We start from the raw sequence: 20518 nt of genomic DNA, 5'->3' as shown, positions 1-20518 counted from the left end.
GGCCCGGCGGGCCGCCCTCTCTCGTTCCCGGCCGTAGCCTGTTGCACCGGATGGCCGAGGTGGAGATCAAGGTCCGCGACGACGGGCCGTACAAGGTGACCGGGCCCGTGCGGATCGTCGACGCCGACGGCAACGCGTGGGAGCTCGAGGGCGACCGGCCGGTCGCGCTGTGCCGCTGCGGGCACAGCCGGACGAAGCCGTTCTGCGACAAGTCGCACCGCGAGGCGGGCTTCCGCAGCTGCGAGCGGGTCCATGGCGGATCCTGAGCGGCGCGGGCCCGGGACCCGTGCGGTCCACGCCGGCCTGCCGGCGCCCGCGCAGGGCGAGCCGTTCCTGCCCGGTCCTGTCTTCGCCGCTCCGTTCCACCTCGCCGGCGAGGCCGACGCGCACGAGTTCCGCTACCACCGCTACGGCAACCCGACGTGGTCGCACTACGAGGCGGCGCTCGGCGAGCTGGAGGGCGGCGAGGCGGTGATCTTCGCGAGCGGGATGGCGGCGGTCACTGCGGTGCTGCTGTCGGTGCTGGAGCCGGGCGACGTGTTCGTGGCGCCGTCGGATGCGTATCCGGGCGTGCGCGACGTGGCGACGACGCACCTGGTGCCGATGGGCGTCGAGGTGCGGCTGGTGCCGACTGAGGAGCAGGCGATCCGTGACGCTCTGCCCGGCGCTCGCCTCGTGTGGGTCGAGGTGCCGTCGAACCCGGCGCTGGACGTGCTCGACCTCGCCGCGCTGGCTGACGACGTGCATGCCGCGGGGGCGCTGCTGGCGGTGGACAACACGCTGGCGACGCCGTTGGCGCAGCAGCCCTTGGCGCTCGGTGCCGACCTCTCGATGACGTCCGCCACGAAGGCGCTGAGCGGGCACTCGGACCTCATCCTCGGTCACGTCGCCGTGCGGACCGCGGTGCTGGCCGACCAGCTGCGGGCGTTCCGCACGCGGACCGGCGCGATCCCCGGGCCGTTCGAGGTGTGGCTGGCGCACCGGTCGCTGGCGACCCTGGACGTGCGGCTGGAGCGGCAGTGCTCGAACGCGCTGGCCCTGGCGACGGCGCTGCGGGGGAGCTCGGCCGTGCGCGACGTGCGCTACCCCGGTTTGAGTGATCATCCCGGCCATGCGGTCGCGGCGCGCCAGATGAGCGGGCGGTTCGGCAGCGTGCTGGGCTTCACCTTGGAGGACGCCGAGACGGCGCAGCGGTTCCTCGCGGCGTGCTCGCTCGTCGCGGAGGCCACGTCGTTCGGCGGCGTGCACACGAGCGCGGAGCGGCGCGCGCGGTGGGGCACCGACGCCGTCCCGGACGGGTTCGTGCGGCTGAGCGCGGGCCTGGAGGACCCGGAGGACCTGGTCGCCGACGTCGTGGGTGGACTTCCGTAGGGGACGGCGTCATCCGCAGGGACGACGCCAAGATCGTCCGCGCGGCCGTTTTGGGTACGGCGACCAGTCCATAGCGTCGCCGCCCATGAAGAAGCTCATGACCTCCGGCGCTCTGGCGCTGGCTCTCACCGGCGCCGGCGCGGCCGTCGTGGTGGCGCAGGACGCGCCGCCGACGGTCGACGTCGCGGTGGGTGCGAAGACGATGACGGTGTCCGGCGCGGACGCGCTGAAGACCGGCCCGACGAAGCTGCGGTTCACTCCCGGCAGGGGCGGGCCGAAGGGCGTCGCCGTGGTGCGGCTGAAGGACGGCGTGACCCCGGCCGCGTTCGCCGCCGCGGTGCCGAAGCTGCGGGCGCCCGAGCAGGCCGAGCAGTACGGCACGTTCGTCGCCAGCGGGTTCTTCGCGTCGCGGTACAGCACCACGATCGACCTCGCCGAGGGCGACTACGCGCTCGTCGACATGAGCGGCAAGAAGCCCGCCTACCGCACGTCGTTCCATGCGGGTCCCGAGGCCGGGACCGCGGTCGCGCCCGCCGCGGACGTGAAGATCGGCCTGAAGGACTACGAGTTCGCGATGCCGTCGACGCTGCCGCGCTCCGGCGTGTTCCGCGTCGAGAACGACGGCAAGCACCTGCACCACGCGATCGTCATGCAGTTCAAGAAGGGCGTGAACACCAAGGCGGTGCTCCGCAAGCTGTCGGCCGGCAAGGAGCCGCGCAACGCGTTCGCGGGCCCGCCGAGCGCGCTGGTCGACGTCGTGTCGCCGGAGACGGTCAACGACGTGGACGCGAAGCTGCGGCCCGGCAAGTACCTCTTCGCCTGCTTCCTCCAGAACGGGCCGAAGGCCCCGCCGCACGTGGCGCTGGGGATGACGAAGGTCGTGACGGTGAAGTGAGGCATCCGGGGCCGGGGTCTGTCCCCGGCCCCGATCACCTCAGGACAGCGTCGCCTTCAGCGTGAACTCGTCGACGCCGGCGAGGGCGCGCGAGATGACGCAGCTCTCCTTCGCGGCGTTCGCGGCCTCCTCGAACTTCGCCTGGTCGATCCCCTCGACCGACCCGGTGACCTCGAGCTGCATCTGCGTGATGGTGGGGACGCCGTCGACGTTGCGCAGCTGGGCGCGCGCGGACGTGTCGAGCGCCTGCGGCGGGTGGCCGTCGTTCGTGAGGACGAGGCTCAGCGCCATCGTGAAGCAGCCTGCGTGCGAGGCGGCGAGCAGCTCCTCGGGGTTCGTACCGCCCTCGCCCTCCTCGAAGCGGGTCTTGAAGGAGTAGTTGCCCTCGAAGATGCCGTTGCCGACGGTGATCCGGCCGTTGCCGGACTGGAGGTCGCCCTCCCAGTGGGCGCTGCCGTTGCGTGTCGCCATCTGCTCCTCCTGCGTCGAAGTCGTGCCGAGTCTGCCACGTCATCGGCGGACGGGCCCGGTGCCGTCTACCCCCGGCTCTAGGGTCGGCGACCTCAGATGGCACGCGCGACCACCATCCACGTCTGCTCGGAGTGCGGGCACTCCACGCCGCGCTGGCAGGGGCGCTGCCCCGGGTGCGGCGCGTGGAACACGCTGGTCGAGGAGCGGGTGGAGCCCGCCGCCTCGGCCGGTGGGGCTGCGCGGGGCCGGCGGTCCGGCGTCGCGGCGGGGACGCCGCGGCCGCTGAAGAACGTCGACACGACGCCGGTGCCGCGGCTGCTGACGGGGATCGGCGAGCTCGATCGCGTCCTCGGTGGCGGCATCGTCCCCGGCTCGCTCGTGCTGCTCGGCGGCTCGCCGGGGATCGGCAAGTCGACGTTGACCAACATGGCGCTCGGGAACGTCGCCGGCGCAGGGCGGCGGACGCTCTACGTCTCGGGCGAGGAGTCCGCGGCGCAGATCCGCCTGCGGGCCGAGCGCCTGGCCGGCGCGGCGCTCGAGGTTCCGGTGCTGGCGGAGACGAACCTCGACACCGTCGTGGCGACGCTGGAGGCCGAACGGCCGGAGGTCTGCGTCATCGACTCCGTCCAGACGCTGCACGCGCCCGAGCTGACCGGCGCGCCGGGCTCCGTCGGGCAGGTCCGCGAGGTCGCCTCGCGGATCATGGAGGTCGCAAAGCGGCTGTCGATCGCCGTGCTGCTCGTCGGGCACGTGACGAAGGAGGGGTCGCTCGCCGGCCCGCGCGTGCTCGAGCACCTCGTCGACACGGTCCTCCAGTTCGAGGGCGAGCGCGAGCGGACGTACCGCACCCTGCGCGCTTTGAAGAACCGGTTCGGCTCGACGAACGAGGCGGGCGTCTTCGAGATGCGCTCCGGCGGGCTCGTCGAGGTGCTCGACGCGAGCGCCCGGTTCGTCGGCGAAGCCACCCGCGCGCCCGGCTCCGTCGTCCTCGCCTCGATGGAGGGCACCCGCCCGCTGCTCGTCGAGGTCCAGGCGCTCGTCAGCCCGTCCGAGCTCGTCCCGCCCCGCCGCGTGGTCAACGGCCTCGACCGCAACCGCCTCGCGCTCGTCCTCGCCGTCCTCGGCCGCCACGCCGGCATCGGCGTCGGCACCGCCGACGTCTTCGTCAACGTCGTCGGAGGGGTCCGCATCGACGAACCCGGCGCCGACCTCGCGATAGCCCTCGCCGTCGCCTCGGCCGCGAAGGGCATCGCGCTGGGAGGCCCGGCCGCCGCCGGAGGCTCCTCTCGGGCCGTCGCCTCGGCCGGAGGCTCCTCCCGGGCCGCCGTCTCCGCCGGAAGCTCTTCGCGCGCCGGCGCCGACGGCTCTCCGGCCCCTCTCGCGGCCTTCGGCGAGGTCGGTCTCACCGGCGAGATCCGGAGCGTCGGTCATGCGGACCGGCGGCGCGAGGAGGCCTCCAAGTTCGGTCTTCCGACGGTCCTCGGGCCGCCGGAGAGCGGGGTGACCGAGGTGCGGACGCTCCGGGACGCGATCCGGATCGCTCTCGGAGCGGGGGCGCGCGAGCAGCGCGCCGCCTGATCTTCGAACGACCACGTCGGCTCCGCCGGCCGACGGGGTGATCGTCAACGACCGTCCGCGGTTCGCGAAGCGCCGACCCGGGAACGCCCGGGGCGTGACCCGTTCGTTCGTCGCCCTCGCCGCGCTCATCGTCACGCTGCTTGCCACCTCTTCGGCGAGCGCGCAGGACCTCGTGCTCCCGAAGTCGGGCGCGGCGCCGGAGCAGACCGCATCGGAGACCCTCGTCGGCCGCGCCGTCGACGGGCTCTCCAGCTCCTCCGTCTACGTCGATCCCGAGGCGGAGGCGGCGATCAGCGAGGAGCAAGCCGACGAGCTGCGCCGTCGCATCTCCGAGCGCAACGCCGGCCCGCTCTACATCGCCGTCACGCGCGACGCGATCAAGCAGGAGGCGGGCGGCGACGCGGCGTCGGCGCTGCTCGAGATCGCGAAGGGAGTCGGCCGCCCCGGCGTCTACGCGATCATCGCCGGCCGCTCGTTCCGGGCCGGTCAGTCGCGCGGCGCGCTCGACGACGGCGCGGCGCGCGAGCTCGCCGGGAAGGCGCTCGACGAGCAGCGCGCGAACGGCGCGTTCCCGATCCTCGAGCGCTTCGTCGACCTCGTCGGCGAGGCGAAGGCCAACGGCGGCGCAGCGCCGGGCGACGGCAGCCCCGGCGGAGGAGGAACCGGACTCCTCGGCCTGCTCGCGCTCATCGCGGGCGGCTTCGGCTTCGTGGCATGGCGGCGCCGGCGCCGGCAGCGCAAGGAGCTCGAGGCGCAGGTCGAGGACCTCCGCGGCAGCGCGCGCGACGACCTGGTAGCGCTCGGCGACGACATCCGCGCGCTCGACATCGACGTCGAGATGCCGGACGCCGACCCGAGGGCGAGGGACGACTACGCCGCCGCGCTGCAGCGCTACGAGGAGGCCGATCGCATGCTCGACCGCGCCAGAGGGCCCGAGGACTTCGGCCCGATCGGCGAGGCGCTCGAGGAGGGCCGCTTCGCGATGACCTCGGCCAAGGCGCGGCTGGCCGGTCAGCAGCCCCCGGAGCGCCGGCCGCCCTGCTTCTTCGACCCGCGCCACGGCCCGTCGACCCGCGAGGTCCTCTGGTCGCCCGACGGCTACCAGGACCGGCCGGTCCCCGCCTGCGAGGCGGACGCCGTGCGGATCGAGAGCGGCAACGCGCCGCTCGTCCGCGAGTACGAGACGGCGTACGGGCGCATGCCGATCTACGACGCTCCGGCGTACTACGGCCCGTACGCCGGCGGCTTCTTCGGCGGCTTCGGGGGCTTCCTGCCGGGGATGCTCTTCGGCTCGCTGCTCGCCGGCCCCGGCTTCGGCTTCGGGGGCGGCTTCTACGGGGACGGGGGCGAGGGGGGCGACTTCGGCGGCGGCGACTTCGGCGGCGGCGGCTTCGATCCCGGCGACTTCGGCGGGGGAGGGGACTTCGGCGGCGGCGGCGACTTCGGCGGCGGAGGGGACTTCTGAGGGGCCGCAGAGGGCCTCAACGCGCGGCGGTCCGGTCTTCCCCTAGAGTGGGCGGCTGAGACCCGGTCAGACCCCTGTCTCCGCTAGAATGGGGGTCTGATGGTGCCACGTACCGGGGAAGAGCTCGCTGAGCTCGAAGCACGCCAAGAGCCCCGGCTCGTCAAGGCGCTGGAGATGGTCGCGCCCGGCACGGCGCTCCGTGAAGGCATCGACAACATCGTCCATGCCCGCACCGGTGGCCTCATCGTGATCGGTGAGCCGGAGGACCTCAGCTTCCTCTTCTCGGGCGGCATCAAGCTCGAGATCGACTACACGCCGGCGCTGCTCTACCAGGTGGCGAAGATGGACGGCGCGATCGCGCTGAACGGCAACGCGACGAAGATCAGCTGGGCCAACGTCCAGCTGATGCCGGACCCCACGATCCTCAGCCTCGAGACCGGCACCCGCCACCGCACGGCCGAGCGCGTCTCGAAGCAGACCGACGCCCTCGTCATCGCGATCAGCCAGCGCCGCGACGTCGTCTCGCTCTACGTGGACGGCGCGAAGTACATCCTCGAGGACATCCCGGTCGTGCTCGCGAAGGCCAACCAGGCGCTCGCGACGCTCGACAAGTACCGCAGCCGCCTCGACCAGGTCTCGACCCGCCTCACGGCGCTCGAGTTCGAGGGCGGCGCGACGCTCCACGACGTCCTGACCGTCCTGCAGCGGTCCGAGATGGTCACCCGCATGGCCGTCGAGATCGAGCGCTACATCGTCGAGCTCGGCATGGAGGGCCGGCTCATCGAGATGCAGCTCGAGGAGACGATGGTCGGGGTCGCGGGGGACAAGCAGGCGCTCGTCCGCGACTACCTCGCCGACGGCGACGACGAGACGTTCGCCGCGGCGCTCGACCAGCTCGGCAGGCTCCCGCACCAGGACCTGCTCGACTTCGGCCGCCTCGCCGAGGTCCTGGGCTACGACCGCAAGCTCAACACGCTCGACTACCCCGTCTCGCCGCGCGGCTACAGGATCCTCGGACGGATCCCGCGCCTGCCCAAGCTCGTCGTCGGGCAGATCGTGCGCGAGTTCGGCGGCCTGGACGGCATCCTCGCCGCCACGGACGCCGAGCTGGAGACGGTCGAGGGCGTCGGCGAGATCAGGGCGAAGGACATCCGCGAGGGCCTCCGCCGCCTGCAGGAGATCAACCTCGTGGACCGCTACTTGCAGACCTGACACACAGGCGGCGCACCGGGCCAGAAGGACCGCGCCGTGGAACTAGGAGGGCACCATTCCCGAGACCATCGACACCGACGAGATCAACCTGGAGGACCTGGTCCCCGAGCCCGAGTGCATCGACTTCGAGATCGGGGACTCCGTCGTGTACCCGCACCACGGCGCCGGCAAGGTCGTCAAGAAGGAGGACAAGAACATCCTCGGTGAGGTGAAGCAGTACCTCACCATCAAGATCCTCCACAACGACATGACCGTGATGGTCCCGTGTGAGAACGCGGGCAAGGCCGGTCTTCGTCGCATCATCGACGAGGAGGCCGTCAAGAAGGTCCTGTCGGTGCTTCAGGACGACGTGTCGGAGATGCCCAAGAACTGGAACCGCCGGTTCAAGCACAACCGCGACAAGATCAAGACGGGCGACATCTACGAGCTCGCCGAGGTCGTTCGCAACCTCGCGCTGCGTGAGCACGAGAAGGGCCTGTCGACGGGTGAGAAGCAGATGTTCACCCGCGCCAAGAAGATCCTCGCGTCCGAGCTGATGTACGCGCTCGAGAAGGACGAGGACGAGGCCGAGCTCTACCTGGACGAGCTGCTCGCCGAGAGCGCCGGCCAGAAGGTGGTGGCTGCGAAGTAAGCGCTTCAGCGCTTCTCGTCGCAGCAGGTCGTGGCGAGCGCCTTGGGTCCTACCGGCCCAAGGCGCTCGTCGTCGTTCGGGGCCGTCCGCTCTACGCGTGGTCGCTCGAGGCGCTGCGCTCGGCGCCCTCGATCGGCGAGGTCGTGATCGCCGGCCCGCCGGAGCTCGCGGCGGCGCCGCCCGACGGAGCCGTCGTCGTGGCCGGGGGCGCCGAGCGCTCGCACTCGGTCCGCAACGCGCTGGCCGCGTCGAGCGGCGACCCGATCCTCGTCCAGGACGCCGCGCGGCCGATGCTCGACGTCGATCTGGTGGAGCGGTGCCTCGCCGCCCTCGAGGGAGCCGACGCGGTCGTCGCCGCCGCGCGGGTCACCGACACGACGAAGGAGGCGGGGGAGGACGGGATCGTCGCCCGGACGCTCGACCGCTCCCGGCTGTGGGCCGTCCAGACGCCGCAGGTGTTCCGCCGCGCCGCGCTCGAGGCGGTACTCGCCCAGCCCGACGACGTGCTCGCTCGCGCGACCGACGACGCATCGCTGGTCGAGGCGGCCGGCGGTGTCGTGCGCGTCGTGGAGGCGCCGCGCGAGAACCTCAAGGTCACGACGCCGCTCGATCTCCGGGTCGCGGAGCTCCTGCTGGCCGAGCGCTGACCGCTTCGTACAGTCACTCGGACGTGCTGACCGACTACCACGTCCACCTGCGTCCGGACGAGCGCGACGCGGGGCCGGACCGCTACTTCACGCCCGCGAACGCCGAGAACTACCGCACCGTCGCCGCCGAGCGCGGGATCGCCGAGCTCGGCGTCAGCGAGCACGTCTACCGCTTCACCGCCGCCCTCGATGTCTGGCGCCACCCGCTCTGGCAGGAGTACGCGCGCGACGACATCGATGCCTACTGCGCGTTCGTCCGGGAGGAGACCGACCTCAAGCTCGGCATCGAGGCCGACTTCATCCCCGGGCGCGAGGACCGGATGGCCTCGCTGCTCGAGGACCGGCCGTGGGACTACGTCGTCGGCTCGATCCACTTCCTCGGCGACCACGCGATCGACTACGACAAGTACGACGTGTGGAACACCGCCTCGTCGCCGGACAAGGTGTGGAGCACGTACTTCGACTGGCTCGGCGAGCTGGCCCGCACCGGCATGTTCGACGTCCTCGCGCACCCGGACCTCGTGAAGATGTGGGGCAAGGAGCGCCCGCGCCCCGACGGCGACCTGCGCCGCTTCTACGACCGCGCGATGGAGGGCATCGCCGAGTCCGGGATCGCGATCGAGGTCTCGACGGCCGGGCTGCGCAAGCCGGTGGGCGAGCTCTACCCCGACACCGCGTTCCTCGAGATGGTCCTCGACGCCGGCAACCCGATCGCGCTGTCGAGCGACGCCCACACCGCCGACCAGCTCGGCTTCGGGTACGACCGCGCGCTCGAGGTGCTGAGCGACCTCGGCGTCACCGAGCTGTGCGTGTTCGAGAACCGCGAGCGGCGGCTCGAGCCGATCGGCGCGACGTGAGCGTCTCGACCGGCATCGGGTGGGACAGCCACCGGCTCGTCGAGGGGCGGCCGCTCATCCTCGGCGGCGTGCGGATCGAGCACGACCGCGGCCTGCACGGCCACTCGGACGCCGACGTGCTCACGCATGCCGTCATCGACGCGCTGCTCGGCGCCGCGGCGCTGGGCGACATCGGCGAGCACTTCCCGGACACCGAGGAGGCGTGGCGCGGCGCCGACTCGCTCGCACTGCTGCGCGACGTCGTCGCTCTCCTCGGCTCGCGTGAGATCCTCCACGTCGACACGACCGTGTTGATGGAGCGCCCGAAGCTGTCGCCGCACAAGGCCGCGATCCGCGACGCGCTGGCCGGTGCGCTCGCCGTCGCGCCCGATCGGGTCAACGTGAAGGCGACGACCGGCGAAGGCCTCGGCTTCGTCGGCCGTGCGGAGGGCGTCGCGGCGCTCGCCGTCGCGACGCTGGCCCGGCCATGAACGCCGTGCTCGCTGCGGGCGGCGGTGAGCACGAGCTGGAGTGGGTCCTCAGCGGGGTGCTGCTGAGCGTGAGCGTGTTGCTCGTGCTCGCCTACATCAGCCGCGTGCCGTACCCGATCTGGCTGACGCTGGGCGGCGCCGTCCTCGGGTTCTTCCCCGGCCTGCCCGATGTCCGGCTCGAGCCGGACATGGTGCTCGTGCTCGTCCTGCCGCCGCTGCTGTACTCCGCGGCGTTCTTCTCGGACCTGCGCGAGCTGCGCCGCAACGTGGGGCAGATCGGCCTGCTCGCGGTCGGTCTCGTGCTGTTCACCACGGTGGGGATCGCGGTGCTCGCCCACATGCTCGTGGGCGAGCTGTCGTGGGAGGAGGCGTTCGTCCTCGGCGCCGTGCTCGGGCCGACCGACCCGGTGGCGGCGTCGGCCATTCTCAGCCGCGTCGGGGCGCCGCAGCGGGTCGTCGCGGTGCTCGAGGGCGAGAGCCTCGTCAACGACTCGACGGGCCTGATCGCCTACAAGTTCGCGCTGGCGGCCGCCGTCAGCGGGACGTTCTCGCTCGCCGACGCCGCGGGGGAGTTCGTCCTCAGCGTCTCGGGTGGCGTGGCGATCGGCCTCGCCGTCGGCGTCGCGGTGTCCGCCGTGCGCCGGCGCATCGAGGACGCGCCAACCGAGACGGTCCTCTCGCTCGTCACGGCCTACTTCGCGTACCTGCCGGCCGACGCGGTCGGCGCCTCCGGCGTGGTCGCGGCGGTGACGGCGGGGATCTACCTCGGCTTCCGCGCGACGGTGCTGACGACCGCCGAGACGCGGCTGCAGCTCATCGCGCTGTGGCGGCTGCTTGTCTTCGTGCTGAACTCGATCCTCTTCGTCCTCGTCGGGCTGCAGCTGCCGGGGATCGTCGACGCGCTGGAGGGGGAGTCGTTCGTCTCGCTCGCGGGGGACGCGCTGCTGATCGCGCTCGGCGTCATGGCGATCCGCTTCTTCTGGGTCTTCTCCTCGACGTACGTGCCGCAGTGGTGCTTCCCGGCGCTCATGCGGCGCGGCCCGTCGCCCGACCCCCGCGAGACGACGATCGTCGCGTTCACCGGCATGCGCGGCGCGGTCTCGCTGGCTGCGGCGCTGGCGATCCCGGAGTCGGTGCCCGGTCGCGACCTGATCGTGCTGTTCGCGTTCACCACGATCTTGTGGACCGTCTGCGTGGAGGGCCTTTCGCTGCCGTGGCTCATGCGCGTGCTCGGCATCACCGACGACGACCAGATGGCGTACGAGGAGAACAAGGCGCGGATGCTGGCCGCGAAGGCGGCGGTCGAGCGCGTCGACGAGCTCGTCGGCGAGGAGTGGGTCCGCGACGACACGGCCGACCGCGTCCGCGGCATGTACGACTTCCGCCGCCGGCGCTTCCTCGAGCGTCTCGGGAAGGCCGACGGCGAGGAGGAGAACATCGACGGCCGCTCCCAGGACTACCAGCGCCTCCTCCTCGAGATCCTCGCCGCCCAGCGCACAGCGCTCATGACGCTCCGCCGCGAAGGCCGCATCGGAGACGAGGTCCTCCGCCGGGTCGAGCACGACCTCGACCTCGAAGAGACCCGCCTCGACGGCGGCCGCCCCTAACGCAGGGACAGTCCCTTCATCGCCGGGGACAGTCCCTTCATCGCCGGGGACAGTCCCTTCATGTTGAGGGTCTGTCCCCCAGCGGGCCGGTTCGTTGACTTCAGATGAAGGGACTGTCCCCCAACCTAAAGGGACTGTCCCCCAACCTAAAGGGACTGTCCCCCTTTCGGATGGCGTACGCTTGTACGTCATGACGGACGCAGCGGCGGTCTTCGATGCGCAGGCCGGGGACTACGACGGCGCTCGGCGGCGTTTGATCCCGCCGTTCGATGCCTTCTACGGGACGGCCGTGGGGGCGCTTCCGGACGCGCCGCGGCGGGTGCTGGATCTCGGGGCGGGGACGGGGCTGCTGGCGTCGATGATGGCCGCGGCCCATCCGGGTGCGCAGCTGACGCTGCTCGACGGGTCGGAGGCGATGCTCGACGAGGCGCGGCGGCGGCTGGGGGACGGAGCGGCCTACGTCGTCGGTGACCTCGCCGATCCGCTGCCGGACGGCCCCTGGGACGCGGTCGTGTCGGCGCTGGCCATCCATCACCTCGACGACGCCGGCAAGCGGGTGCTCTTCGGCCGCGTCCGGGCGGCGCTCGCGCCGGGTGGCGCGTTCGTCAACGCCGAGCAGGTCTCGGCACCCTCCCCGGACCTCGAGGACGCGTACCGGCGCTGGCACCGCGACGAGGCGTTCGCTCGCGGGTCGACGCCGGAGGAGTGGGCGGCCGCGGAGGAGCGGATGCGCCTCGACCGCTGCGCGACCGTGGCCGACCAGCTCTCCTGGCTGCGCGCCGCCGGCTTCGCGCACGCCGAGTGCGCCTTCGACGACCACCGGTTCGCGGTCCTCGTCGCGCGCTGAGGGCTAGGTCTCGGCGGGCTCCTCGCCGACGCGGAAGATGCGCTCGTTGTGCCAGTGGTCCTCGAGCGCGGCGATCGCGCCGTCACGGTCGTCGGCGCGGACGCGCTCGATGATCTGCGCGTGCTCCTCGACCGACGGCCGGGCGAGCGCGGGCCGGGCCCAGTAGACGAGATCGAACCGGCGGTTGCGGTCGCGCAGCCGGCGGAGCAGCTCGATGAGCTCGTCGTTGCCCGAGCAGCCGTCGAACACGCCGTGGAACCGCAGGTCGGCCGCGAGGGCCTCCTTCGCGCGGCGCCGCTCGATCGCCTTCGCGACGGCCTCGTTCGCCTCCTCCAGCCGGTCCTGGTCCTCGGGCGCGAGCGGCCAGGCCATGCGCAGGGCCAGCGTCTCCAGGGCGGACAGGATGGGGAGCAGGCGGCCGGGCTCCTCGACGTCGAGCGAGGACACCTTCGTCCAGCGGTTGCGAGCCGTGGTGACGAGGCGCTCGTCCTCCAGCTGGCGCAGGGCCTCGCGCACGGGCGTGCGACTGACCCCGAACCGCTCGGCGAGCTCGGTGTCACGCAGCTGCTCGTCCGGCTCAAGCACGCCCTCGACGATCCACTCCTTCAAGGCCTCGTAGATCCGCTCACGAGCCGACAGCTGCGGCAGTGGCGGAGCGTCCCGGGGGAGGGGGCTCATGTGACGAAGATCATACAAGGGGGGATCGCTCTCCGCGTGCGATGTGTGATATATTGGACATCGCACACGAGATCGGAGGACGCGATGCGCACCCAACTTCACACCCACAACGGCCGCGAGGCAGCGGTCACCATGCGCCTCGCCGGTCCCGCCGATCAGCCCGCCCTGCGGCGCCTGGCCGCGATCGACTCGCAGGCCGCGCCCGCCGGTGACGTCCTGATCGCCGAGGTCGGCGGCAGCATCCGCGCGGCCGTGCCGGTCGCCGGCGGCCCCGCGATCGCCGACCCGTTCGCGCCGACGGCGAACCTCGTCACGCTCCTGCGCGAGCGGGCGGCGCAGATCGCCACCCCGCTCCGCGCCCCGAAGCGCGAGCGGCGCCTCGCCCTCCGCGCGGCGTAGCCAGGAACCTCCTCCCGGGGGCCCAGAAAGCAGCAAGCGGCGCGGCGCCTCCCGGAGGGCCGCGCCGCTCGCGTTCCCGGGCCGCCTCGCGGCGCGAAGGGCGGCGGGCCTTGCCTATCTCTTCGCGGCGACGCGTTCGATGAGGTCGGCGGCGCGGCGGCGGCCGTCGGCTCGGCGGATCTCCGCCGAGACAGCTCTCATGCGGTCGCGCAGGGCGGTGTCGCCGGCGAGGCGGTCGACGGCGGCCACGAGGTCCTCGTCGGCGAAGCCGTAGGTGTCGAGCCGCTCGCCGAAGCCGGTCTCGGCGACGCGCTGGGCGTTGTCGTACTGGTCCCAGAAGAGCGGCGCGACGACCATCGGCGTGCCCAGGTGGAAGCACTCGGTGACGGTGTTGTTGCCGCCGTGGGTCACCGCAAGATCGCACAGGGGCAGCAGCGCGGGCTGGGGGAGGAGCTCGGCGCCCCACATCCGCTCACCGAGCCGAAGCTGCTCGTGCAGCGGGCCCATCGAGACGATGAACCGGTGCCGCGTCGTGCCGAGGACGTCGATCAGGCGCTGCATCAGCTCTACGTCGGCCGACCCGAGGCTGCCGAGGCTGAGGTAGACGAGCGCGCCCTCGCCGCGCAGCACCTCGGCCGGCACCTCGACGCCGGAGGCGGGAGCGTCACGCACGCACGAGTCGATCCGCTCCCAGGACGGGCCCAGCGGGCGCCCGCGGTCGTAGTCCACGGCGCCCGGATAAAGGTAGACGTTCAGGTCCTCGGACGTGTGGATGAACGCGAGGTCCTCCAGGGGCGGGCAGCCCCGCGCGCGGCACCACGCGTCGAACTCGCCGTGGAGCTCCGAGTGCGTGCGCCGGTACTCGGCGAGGAACTCCGCCCACCCGGACCGGTCGCCCACGGGGTAGCCGGAGAAGACGGGCGGGAGGTCGGGATCCGGGACCTCGAGCGGGTTGCACGACACGATCCGCACCCACGGCGCCGGCTGGCGCACGACCGCGGGGAACGCGACGACGTTGTCCTCCACGACCACGTCGGGCCGGACGTCGTCGAAGATCTCCTCGAGCCGATCGTCGACGTACTTCGCGCCATCGATGAGCGCCTCCCACGTCGGCTTGATGAACGCCTCGAGCTGCTCGATCGTCGGCCGGCGGAAGATCGGCGCCGTGTCGCGGATGAAGTCGGTCCAGAACTGGCCCGGCGCCTCCTCCGTCTCCGCCGGCGGCGTCAGCCGCATCACGCGCTCCTCGAAGCCCTGTGCCTCGAGCGTCCCCGCGAACGACTCCTCCACCACGAACACCACGCGCGCCCCGCGCCGCAGCAGCTCCTGCCCGATCCCGACGCAGTTGTTCGTGGGCCCGTACGCCTGCTCCGGGAAGAAGACGACCGTGCGGGCCATAGGGTCCGGGCTTGTACATGGCCCCGACGACGCTCGTCAAGCCGCGCACGTGATCACCGTCCGCCAGGCGCTCGCTCTGCCCTCGCTGCGCCGGGGGCTGCCGGAGGTCGTCGCCGGCGAGCAGGCGCTCGACCGGCCGGTCCGCTGGGTGCACGCGGGCGAGGTGCCGAACATCGCCGAGCTGCTGCGCGGCGGCGAGATCCTCCTGACCACCGGCATGGGGATCGGTACGCGCGCCGCCGACCAGCGCCGCTTCGTGAGCGACCTGGCCGAGCGCGGGATCGCCGCGCTGGTGATCGAGCTGGGCGAGCGCTACGAGGGCGGCCTGCCGAAGGCGCTCATCCGGGCCGCCGAGCAGCACGGCCTGCCGCTCATCGTCCTCCACGCCACCGTTCCGTTCGTCGGCGTCACCGAGGCGATCCACACCGCGATCGTCGGCGGCCGCGTCGACGAGCTGCGCCGCGTCGACGAGCTGCAGGAGCGCTTCACCGCCGTGATGCTCGACGGCGGCGGCGTGCAGGGCGTGCTCGCGGAGCTGGCCGAAGCGCTCGGGAACCCCGTCTTCCTCGAGGCCGCCGACGGACGCCTCCTCGCCCACGCCGCGCCGCCGGGCGCGCAGGCCAACCCGCTCGCCGCCTGGGCCGACGCGGCGGCCGATGCCGAGACGGTCGGAGCGACGACGCCCGTCCCCGGCGAGCACGGCACGGCCGGCCGTCTCGCGTCGCTGCCGCTCGAGAGACCACTCGAGCCCTTCGCCGCCGCCGCGCTGCACCGCGCCGCCGGCGTGGTCGCCCTCGCCCTGCTGCGCAGCCGCCAAGAGGAGGAGCTGCTGGCCGCCGGCCGCGGAGACTTCCTCGCGAAGCTCGCCGCCGGAGGGATGGGAGCGACGACCGCCGCCGCGCGCGCGAAGGAGCTCGGCTTCCGACCGCGCAAGCTCGCCGCCCTCCTCCCATTGGTGGTCCGGAGAGCCGGTGCAGAGGTCTCATGGACGTCGGCTCTCGGAGACGTGGAGCGGGCTCTGACCAAGGTCGGGGTTCCGGTGTTGGTGGGTGTGGACGAGAAGCGGGGGCGGTTGCTGGTGCTCGCCGCTCTCCGTGACGCGGCGGACAGGGAGGACGTCGCGGGGCGGCTTGCGGCACTCGTGCGGGCGACCGCGCTGAAGCGGCTGGATGCGGACGTCGTCGTCGCGGCCGGGCCGGCGGCGCCGTGGGGGCAGGCGGGGGCGGCGCTGAACGACACCGCGGAGACCGCGGACGCGGCGGCGGGGCTGCCGCCGCGCGAGTGGCACGACGCGCTTGCGATGCCGCTCGACCGGCTGCTGTACCGCCTGCGCGACGACGCCGAGCTGCAGCGCTACGTCGACCGCCTCCTCCAGCCGGTCCTCGACCACGACGCGACGCGCCGCCATCCGCTGCTGCCGACGCTCGACGCGCTGACCGCGCACGGGGGGCGGAAGGCCGAGACCGCGCGGGCGCTGCACCTCAACCGCCAGGCGCTCTACGACCGCGTCGCGCGGCTCGAGACGCTGCTGCAGGCCGACCTGAGCGACAGCGAGACGCTGCTCGCCCTCCACCTCGCGGTCCGCGCCCACCGGACCAGACACAACGTCCAGCCACGCACCGACTGACTGGACGAGCTGCCGGGTTGCATCCACGCGCGCGAAGCGCCAGCCTGCGCGTCATGACCGCGACTGCCGCCGCCACGGACGTCCGCGTGCTCGACAACCTCATCGCAGGAGCACGCGTTCCGTCGGCCGCCACCGACTTCCTCGAGGACCGCAACCCCGCGACGGGGGACGTCCTCGCCCGCGTCCCGCTCTCGACCGCCGCCGACGTCGACCGGGCCGTCACCGCCGCCAAGCAAGCCCAGCGCGAGTGGCGCGCGACGTCCCCCCAGCAGCGGGCCCGCGCCGTCATGGCGCTGCGGGCCGCCCTCGACCACCACCGCGACGAGCTCACGCGCCTCGTCACGACCGACATGGGCAAGACGCTCGACGACGCCGCCGCCGAGGTGGGCCGCGGCATCGAGTCGTGCGAGGCCGCGATCGGGATGCCGCACCTGCTCAAGGGCGAGAACCTCGAGGGCGTCGCGACCGGCGTCGACGTCGAGCTCGTCCGCCAGCCCGTCGGCGTCGTCGCCGCCATCACGCCGTTCAACTTCCCGGCGATGATCCCGCTCTGGTTCCTCCCGTACGCGGTCGCCGCCGGCAACGCGTTCGTGCTCAAGCCGTCCGAGCAGGACCCGCTCGCCGGCGAGCGCATCGTCGAGCTGGCGAACGAGCTCGGCGTCTTCCCGAAGGGCCTGATCAACCTGGTCCACGGCGCTCACGACGTCGTCAACGCGCTGCTCGACCACCCCGACGTCGACGCGATCAGCTTCGTCGGCTCGGCCAAGACCGCCCGCTACATCGCCGAGCGCGCAACCACGAACGGCAAGCGCGTCCAGGCGCTCGGCGGCGCGAAGAACGCGATGGTCGTGATGCCCGACGCGGATCCGGACCTGATGGTCAACGGCGTCCTCGGCTCCGCGTTCGGCGCGGCCGGCCAGCGCTGCCTCGCCGGCTCCGTCGGCGTGCTCGTCGGCACGAGGCAACAGCAAGACGAGGCGCGCGACCGCATCGTCGCGGCGGCCGCGAAGCTCAAGAGCGGCGCCGGCGACGACCCGGCGACCGACGTCTGCCCGGTCGTCAGCACGACGGCCCGCGACCGCCTCGTGAACGACATCGCGCAGGCGCAGGACGAGGGCGCGACCGTCGTCCTCGACGGCCGCGGCGAAGAGGGCCCCGGCGGCTGCCAGCTCGGCCCGACGATCCTCGACGACGTGCCCGCCGGCCACCGAGCGCTGGAGGAGGAGCTGTTCGGGCCGGTGCTCACGCTCGCCAGAGCAAGCAACCTCGACGAGGCGCTCGAACTGGTCAACGCCAGCCGCTACGGCAACGCCTCGGTCATCTTCACCGAGTCCGGCGGCGCCGCCCGCGCGTTCCGCTACGGCGTCGAGGCCGGGATGATCGGCGTCAACGTCGGCGTCGCCGCGCCGGTCGCCTGGTTCCCGTTCTCCGGCTGGAAGGACTCGATCGACGGCGACCTGCACGCCAACGGCCGTGACGCGGTCGAGTTCTACACCCGCAAGAAGGTGGTGACGAGCCGATGGGCATGACCCACGACGAGCTGCAGCGGGCCGCGCACGACCACCTGCTGCTGCACTTCTCCAAGCAGGGCATCGACGACCTGCTCGTGCTCGAGCGCGGCGAGGGGCCGTACGTCTTCGACACGAAGGGCAAGCGCTACATCGACGCGCTCTCGAGCCTCTTCTGCGCGCAGATCGGCTACAGCTACGGCGAGGAGATGGCGGCCGCCGCCGCGACGCAGCTCACCACGCTCGCGTTCAACACGAACTGGGCGACGGCGAGCCCGCCGGCGATCGAGCTCGCCGAGCGCCTCGCCGGCGTCGCGCCCGACGGGATGGAGCGCGTCTTCTTCACCAACGGCGGCTCGGAGTCCGTCGAGGCGGCGTGGAAGCTCGTCCGCGAGCACTACCACGCGATCGGCCAGCCGCAGCGCCGCAAGGCGATCGCGCGCGACGTCGCCTACCACGGCGTGACGCTCGGGGCGCTCAGCTTCACCGGCGTCGGCAGGTTCAAGGAGCCGTTCGGCACGCCGCCGATCGACGTCACCCACGTCTCGACCACGAACGCGTTCCGCGCGCCCGACGGCGACGACCCCGAGGCGTTCCGGGCGCGGCTGCTCGGCGAGGTCGAGGACGCGATCCTCGCCGCCGGCCCCGACGAGGTCGCGCTCATCATCGCCGAGCCGGTCCAGAACGCCGGCGGCGCGCTCGTCGCCCCGCCCGGCTACTGGCGCGGCCTGCGCGAGCTCGCGGACAAGTACGGGATCCTCCTCATGGCCGACGAGGTCATCTGCGGCTGCGGCCGCCTCGGTGAGTGGATCGCCACCGGCCGCGAGGGGATCACGCCCGACCTCGTGTCGCTCGCGAAGGGCCTGACGTCGGCGTACGCGCCGATGGGCGCCGTCGTCGCGGCCGAGCGCGTCGTCGCGCCGATCGAGGAGCGCGGCGCGGTCGTCCGCCACGGCATCACGTTCGGCGGCCACCCGGTGAGCGCCGCGATCGCGCTGAAGAACATGGAGATCTTCGAACGCGACCAGGTGCTGGAGAACGTCCGTGCGCTCGGCCCGTACCTCGGCGAGCGGGTCAAGACGCTGCGCGAGCTGCCGATCGTCGGCGACACGCGCGGGGACGGGTTCTTCTACGCGATGGAGCTCGTCAAGGACGAGGCGAACACGCGCTTCGACCAAGCCGAGCGCGACCGCCTGTTGCGCGGGTTCCTCCCGCAGCGTCTGCGCGAGGCCGGCCTCATCGCCCGCGCCGACGACCGCGGCGACGCGGTGCTGCAGATCGCCCCGCCGCTCATCAGCAACAAGGCGCTGCTCGACGAGATCGTCGACCGCCTCGCCGAGGTGCTGACCGACGCCGGCGTGCACATGGGCGTCGGCGCGACGGCGGGCGTCGCCTAGGCCATGCTCGAGCAGGTGCAGTACCGCAACCTCGTCGGCGGCGCGCTCGTCGACGGCGTCGAGGGCGCCACGCGCGAGGTGCTCAACCCCGCGACCGGCGACGTCATCGCGACGGTGCCCGAGGGCTCCAAGGCCGACGTCGACCGCGCCGTGCAGGCGGCGCGCGAGGCGCGGATCGGCTTCCGCGACACGACGCCCGCGCGCCGGCAGGAGCTGCTGCTGGCCATGGCCGACGTGCTCGAGGAGCACGTCGACGAGCTGGCCGCGATCGAGACGCTCAACGTGGGCAAACCCCGCTCGCTGTCGGCCGAGGAGATGCCGATCTGCGCCGACGAGCTGCGCTTCTTCGCGGGCGCCGCGCGGACCGCCCACGCGCCCGCGGCCGGCGAGTACAGCGGCGAGCACACGTCGTTCGTCCGGCGCGAGCCGATCGGCATCGTCGGCCAGATCGCGCCGTGGAACTACCCGCTGATGATGGCGATCTGGAAGATCGCCCCGGCGCTCGCGGCGGGCAACGTCGTCGTGCTCAAGCCGTCCGAGCTGACGCCGCTGTCGACGCTGCGCTTCGCCGAGCTGATCGCCGACGTGCTCCCGCCCGGCGTGCTCAACGTCGTCACCGGCGACGGGCCGAACGTGGGGGAGGCGCTCGTCACGCATCCCGACGTCGCGATGGTCTCGCTGACCGGCAGCGTCGGCACGGGCAAGCGGATCGCGCGCAACGCCGCCGACACGCTCAAGCGCGTGCACCTCGAGCTCGGCGGCAAGGCGCCCGTCGTCGTCTTCGGCGACGCCGACCCGAAGGCGGTCGCCGAGGGGCTGCGCATCGCCAGCTTCCTCAACTCCGGCCAGGACTGCACCGCCGCGTCGCGCGTGCTCGCGATGCCCGAGATCCACGACGCGCTGCTCGAGGAGCTGGCGGCGACGGCGTCCTCGCTCGTGGTCGGCGACCCGGCGGAGGGCGAGCGAGTCGAGATGGGCCCCGTGATCTCCGAGCGCCAGCAGCAGCGCATCCTCGGGTTCCTCGACCGCGCGGCATCCAACGGCGCCGAGATCGTCACCGGCGGGAGCGCCGGCCGCGACCGCGGGTTCTTCGTCGAGCCGACGATCGTCGCCGGCGTCGCGCAGCGCGATGAGATCGTCCAGCAGGAGGTGTTCGGGCCGGTCGTGACGGTGCAGCGCCTCGAGGACCGCGAGCAGGCGTTCGCGCTCGCCAACGACGTGCCGTACGGCCTCGCCGCGTCGGTGTGGACGCGCGACGTCGGGACGGCGATGGAGGCGGTCCGCCAGCTCGACTTCGGCTGCGTGTGGGTCAACGACCACCTGCCGTTCCTGTCCGAGATGCCGCACGGCGGCTTCAAGGAGTCGGGGTACGGCAAGGACCTCTCGACGTACGCGCTCGACGACTACACGCGCATCAAGCACGCGATGGTCAAGCTCGGCTGAGCGACAGCATGAGCGGC

At 72.6% G+C, this 20518-nt stretch carries 19 protein-coding genes and 1 pseudogene; 17 read left to right on the top strand and 3 right to left on the bottom strand.

Annotation, left to right across the window (positions count from 1 at the left end; all coding sequences use genetic code 11):
- Positions 1 to 50: 50 nt before the first annotated feature.
- From AC1UE4_RS11250 to AC1UE4_RS11240, 3 genes are all read left to right on the top strand, one after another.
- A complete protein-coding gene (locus tag AC1UE4_RS11250) occupies positions 51 to 266 on the top strand; it encodes a CDGSH iron-sulfur domain-containing protein (RefSeq protein WP_482917316.1) in 216 nt (71 codons plus the stop codon).
- Entirely contained in the window at positions 253 to 1371 is a 1119-nt protein-coding gene (locus AC1UE4_RS11245) for a cystathionine gamma-lyase (protein ID WP_482917315.1), read from the top strand. The genes AC1UE4_RS11250 and AC1UE4_RS11245 overlap by 14 nt, the downstream gene beginning before the upstream one ends.
- Positions 1372 to 1456: 85 nt before the next feature.
- Positions 1457 to 2266 carry a hypothetical protein gene (locus AC1UE4_RS11240; RefSeq protein ID WP_482917314.1) on the top strand — a complete coding sequence of 270 codons (810 nt, stop codon included), beginning with the start codon at positions 1457 to 1459 and terminating at the stop codon, positions 2264 to 2266.
- 39 nt (positions 2267 to 2305) lie between these two features.
- On the opposite strand, the gene AC1UE4_RS11235 is transcribed toward AC1UE4_RS11240, so the two are convergent.
- Positions 2306 to 2737 (bottom strand): OsmC family protein, encoded by a 432-nt coding sequence (locus AC1UE4_RS11235; protein WP_482917313.1) that lies wholly within the window; start codon positions 2735 to 2737, stop codon positions 2306 to 2308.
- Positions 2738 to 2833: 96 nt separating this feature from the next.
- Here AC1UE4_RS11235 and radA point away from each other — a divergent pair, with 96 nt between their 5' ends.
- From radA to AC1UE4_RS11190, 9 genes and pseudogenes are all read left to right on the top strand, one after another.
- A complete protein-coding gene (gene radA / locus AC1UE4_RS11230; protein WP_482917312.1) occupies positions 2834 to 4315 on the top strand; it encodes a DNA repair protein RadA in 1482 nt (493 codons plus the stop codon).
- Between the two features lie 94 nt (positions 4316 to 4409).
- Complete coding sequence (locus tag AC1UE4_RS11225; protein ID WP_482917311.1) at positions 4410 to 5780, top strand: hypothetical protein; 1371 nt, start codon at positions 4410 to 4412, stop codon at positions 5778 to 5780.
- A 99-nt stretch (positions 5781 to 5879) separates the two neighbouring features.
- Positions 5880 to 6992, top strand: coding sequence for a DNA integrity scanning diadenylate cyclase DisA (disA, locus tag AC1UE4_RS11220; protein ID WP_482917310.1), 1113 nt, complete (start codon positions 5880 to 5882; stop codon positions 6990 to 6992).
- A gap of 67 nt (positions 6993 to 7059) precedes the next feature.
- On the top strand, positions 7060 to 7623 hold the full coding sequence (locus tag AC1UE4_RS11215; RefSeq protein WP_482918234.1) for a CarD family transcriptional regulator: 564 nt from the start codon (positions 7060 to 7062) through the stop codon (positions 7621 to 7623).
- 17 nt (positions 7624 to 7640) lie between these two features.
- Positions 7641 to 8270: pseudogene (ispD, locus tag AC1UE4_RS11210) on the top strand (2-C-methyl-D-erythritol 4-phosphate cytidylyltransferase); the annotation flags it as partial.
- A 23-nt stretch (positions 8271 to 8293) separates the two neighbouring features.
- A complete protein-coding gene (locus AC1UE4_RS11205; protein WP_482917309.1) occupies positions 8294 to 9127 on the top strand; it encodes a histidinol-phosphatase in 834 nt (277 codons plus the stop codon).
- Positions 9124 to 9597 (top strand): 2-C-methyl-D-erythritol 2,4-cyclodiphosphate synthase, encoded by a 474-nt coding sequence (ispF, locus tag AC1UE4_RS11200; RefSeq protein WP_482917308.1) that lies wholly within the window; start codon positions 9124 to 9126, stop codon positions 9595 to 9597. Before AC1UE4_RS11205 ends, ispF begins: the two co-directional genes overlap by 4 nt.
- A complete protein-coding gene (locus AC1UE4_RS11195) occupies positions 9594 to 11204 on the top strand; it encodes a Na+/H+ antiporter (RefSeq protein WP_482917307.1) in 1611 nt (536 codons plus the stop codon). The genes ispF and AC1UE4_RS11195 overlap by 4 nt, the downstream gene beginning before the upstream one ends.
- Before the next feature lie 190 nt (positions 11205 to 11394).
- The gene (locus AC1UE4_RS11190; protein ID WP_482917306.1) at positions 11395 to 12051 is read left to right on the top strand and encodes a class I SAM-dependent methyltransferase; all 657 of its coding nucleotides are present in this window, start codon (positions 11395 to 11397) and stop codon (positions 12049 to 12051) included.
- 3 nt (positions 12052 to 12054) lie between these two features.
- Here AC1UE4_RS11190 and AC1UE4_RS11185 read toward each other — a convergent pair whose 3' ends face one another.
- Complete coding sequence (locus AC1UE4_RS11185) at positions 12055 to 12729, bottom strand: GntR family transcriptional regulator (protein WP_482917305.1); 675 nt, start codon at positions 12727 to 12729, stop codon at positions 12055 to 12057.
- An 84-nt stretch (positions 12730 to 12813) separates the two neighbouring features.
- Between AC1UE4_RS11185 and AC1UE4_RS11180 the strand changes: the two genes are divergently transcribed.
- Complete coding sequence (locus AC1UE4_RS11180) at positions 12814 to 13128, top strand: hypothetical protein (protein WP_482917304.1); 315 nt, start codon at positions 12814 to 12816, stop codon at positions 13126 to 13128.
- 114 nt (positions 13129 to 13242) lie between these two features.
- Here the strand turns inward: AC1UE4_RS11180 and AC1UE4_RS11175 are convergent, their stop codons facing one another.
- Positions 13243 to 14526, bottom strand: coding sequence for a glycosyltransferase (locus tag AC1UE4_RS11175; protein ID WP_482917303.1), 1284 nt, complete (start codon positions 14524 to 14526; stop codon positions 13243 to 13245).
- Positions 14527 to 14575: 49 nt separating this feature from the next.
- Here AC1UE4_RS11175 and AC1UE4_RS11170 point away from each other — a divergent pair, with 49 nt between their 5' ends.
- From AC1UE4_RS11170 to AC1UE4_RS11155, 4 genes are read left to right on the top strand one after another with little or no spacing between them, the layout of a single operon-like run.
- Positions 14576 to 16153 (top strand): PucR family transcriptional regulator, encoded by a 1578-nt coding sequence (locus AC1UE4_RS11170; protein ID WP_482917302.1) that lies wholly within the window; start codon positions 14576 to 14578, stop codon positions 16151 to 16153.
- 53 nt (positions 16154 to 16206) lie between these two features.
- Entirely contained in the window at positions 16207 to 17682 is a 1476-nt protein-coding gene (locus AC1UE4_RS11165) for a CoA-acylating methylmalonate-semialdehyde dehydrogenase (protein WP_482917301.1), read from the top strand.
- Entirely contained in the window at positions 17673 to 19058 is a 1386-nt protein-coding gene (locus AC1UE4_RS11160; protein ID WP_482917300.1) for an aspartate aminotransferase family protein, read from the top strand. The genes AC1UE4_RS11165 and AC1UE4_RS11160 overlap by 10 nt, the downstream gene beginning before the upstream one ends.
- Positions 19059 to 19061: 3 nt before the next feature.
- Positions 19062 to 20501 carry a gamma-aminobutyraldehyde dehydrogenase gene (locus tag AC1UE4_RS11155; RefSeq protein ID WP_482917299.1) on the top strand — a complete coding sequence of 480 codons (1440 nt, stop codon included), beginning with the start codon at positions 19062 to 19064 and terminating at the stop codon, positions 20499 to 20501.
- The last annotated feature ends 17 nt before the right edge of the window (positions 20502 to 20518 follow it).

The sequence above is a fragment of the Parviterribacter kavangonensis genome, assembly GCF_056863335.1.
Note: the sequence above shows the minus strand (reverse complement) of the source record. Positions and strands in the feature narration are given on the sequence as shown.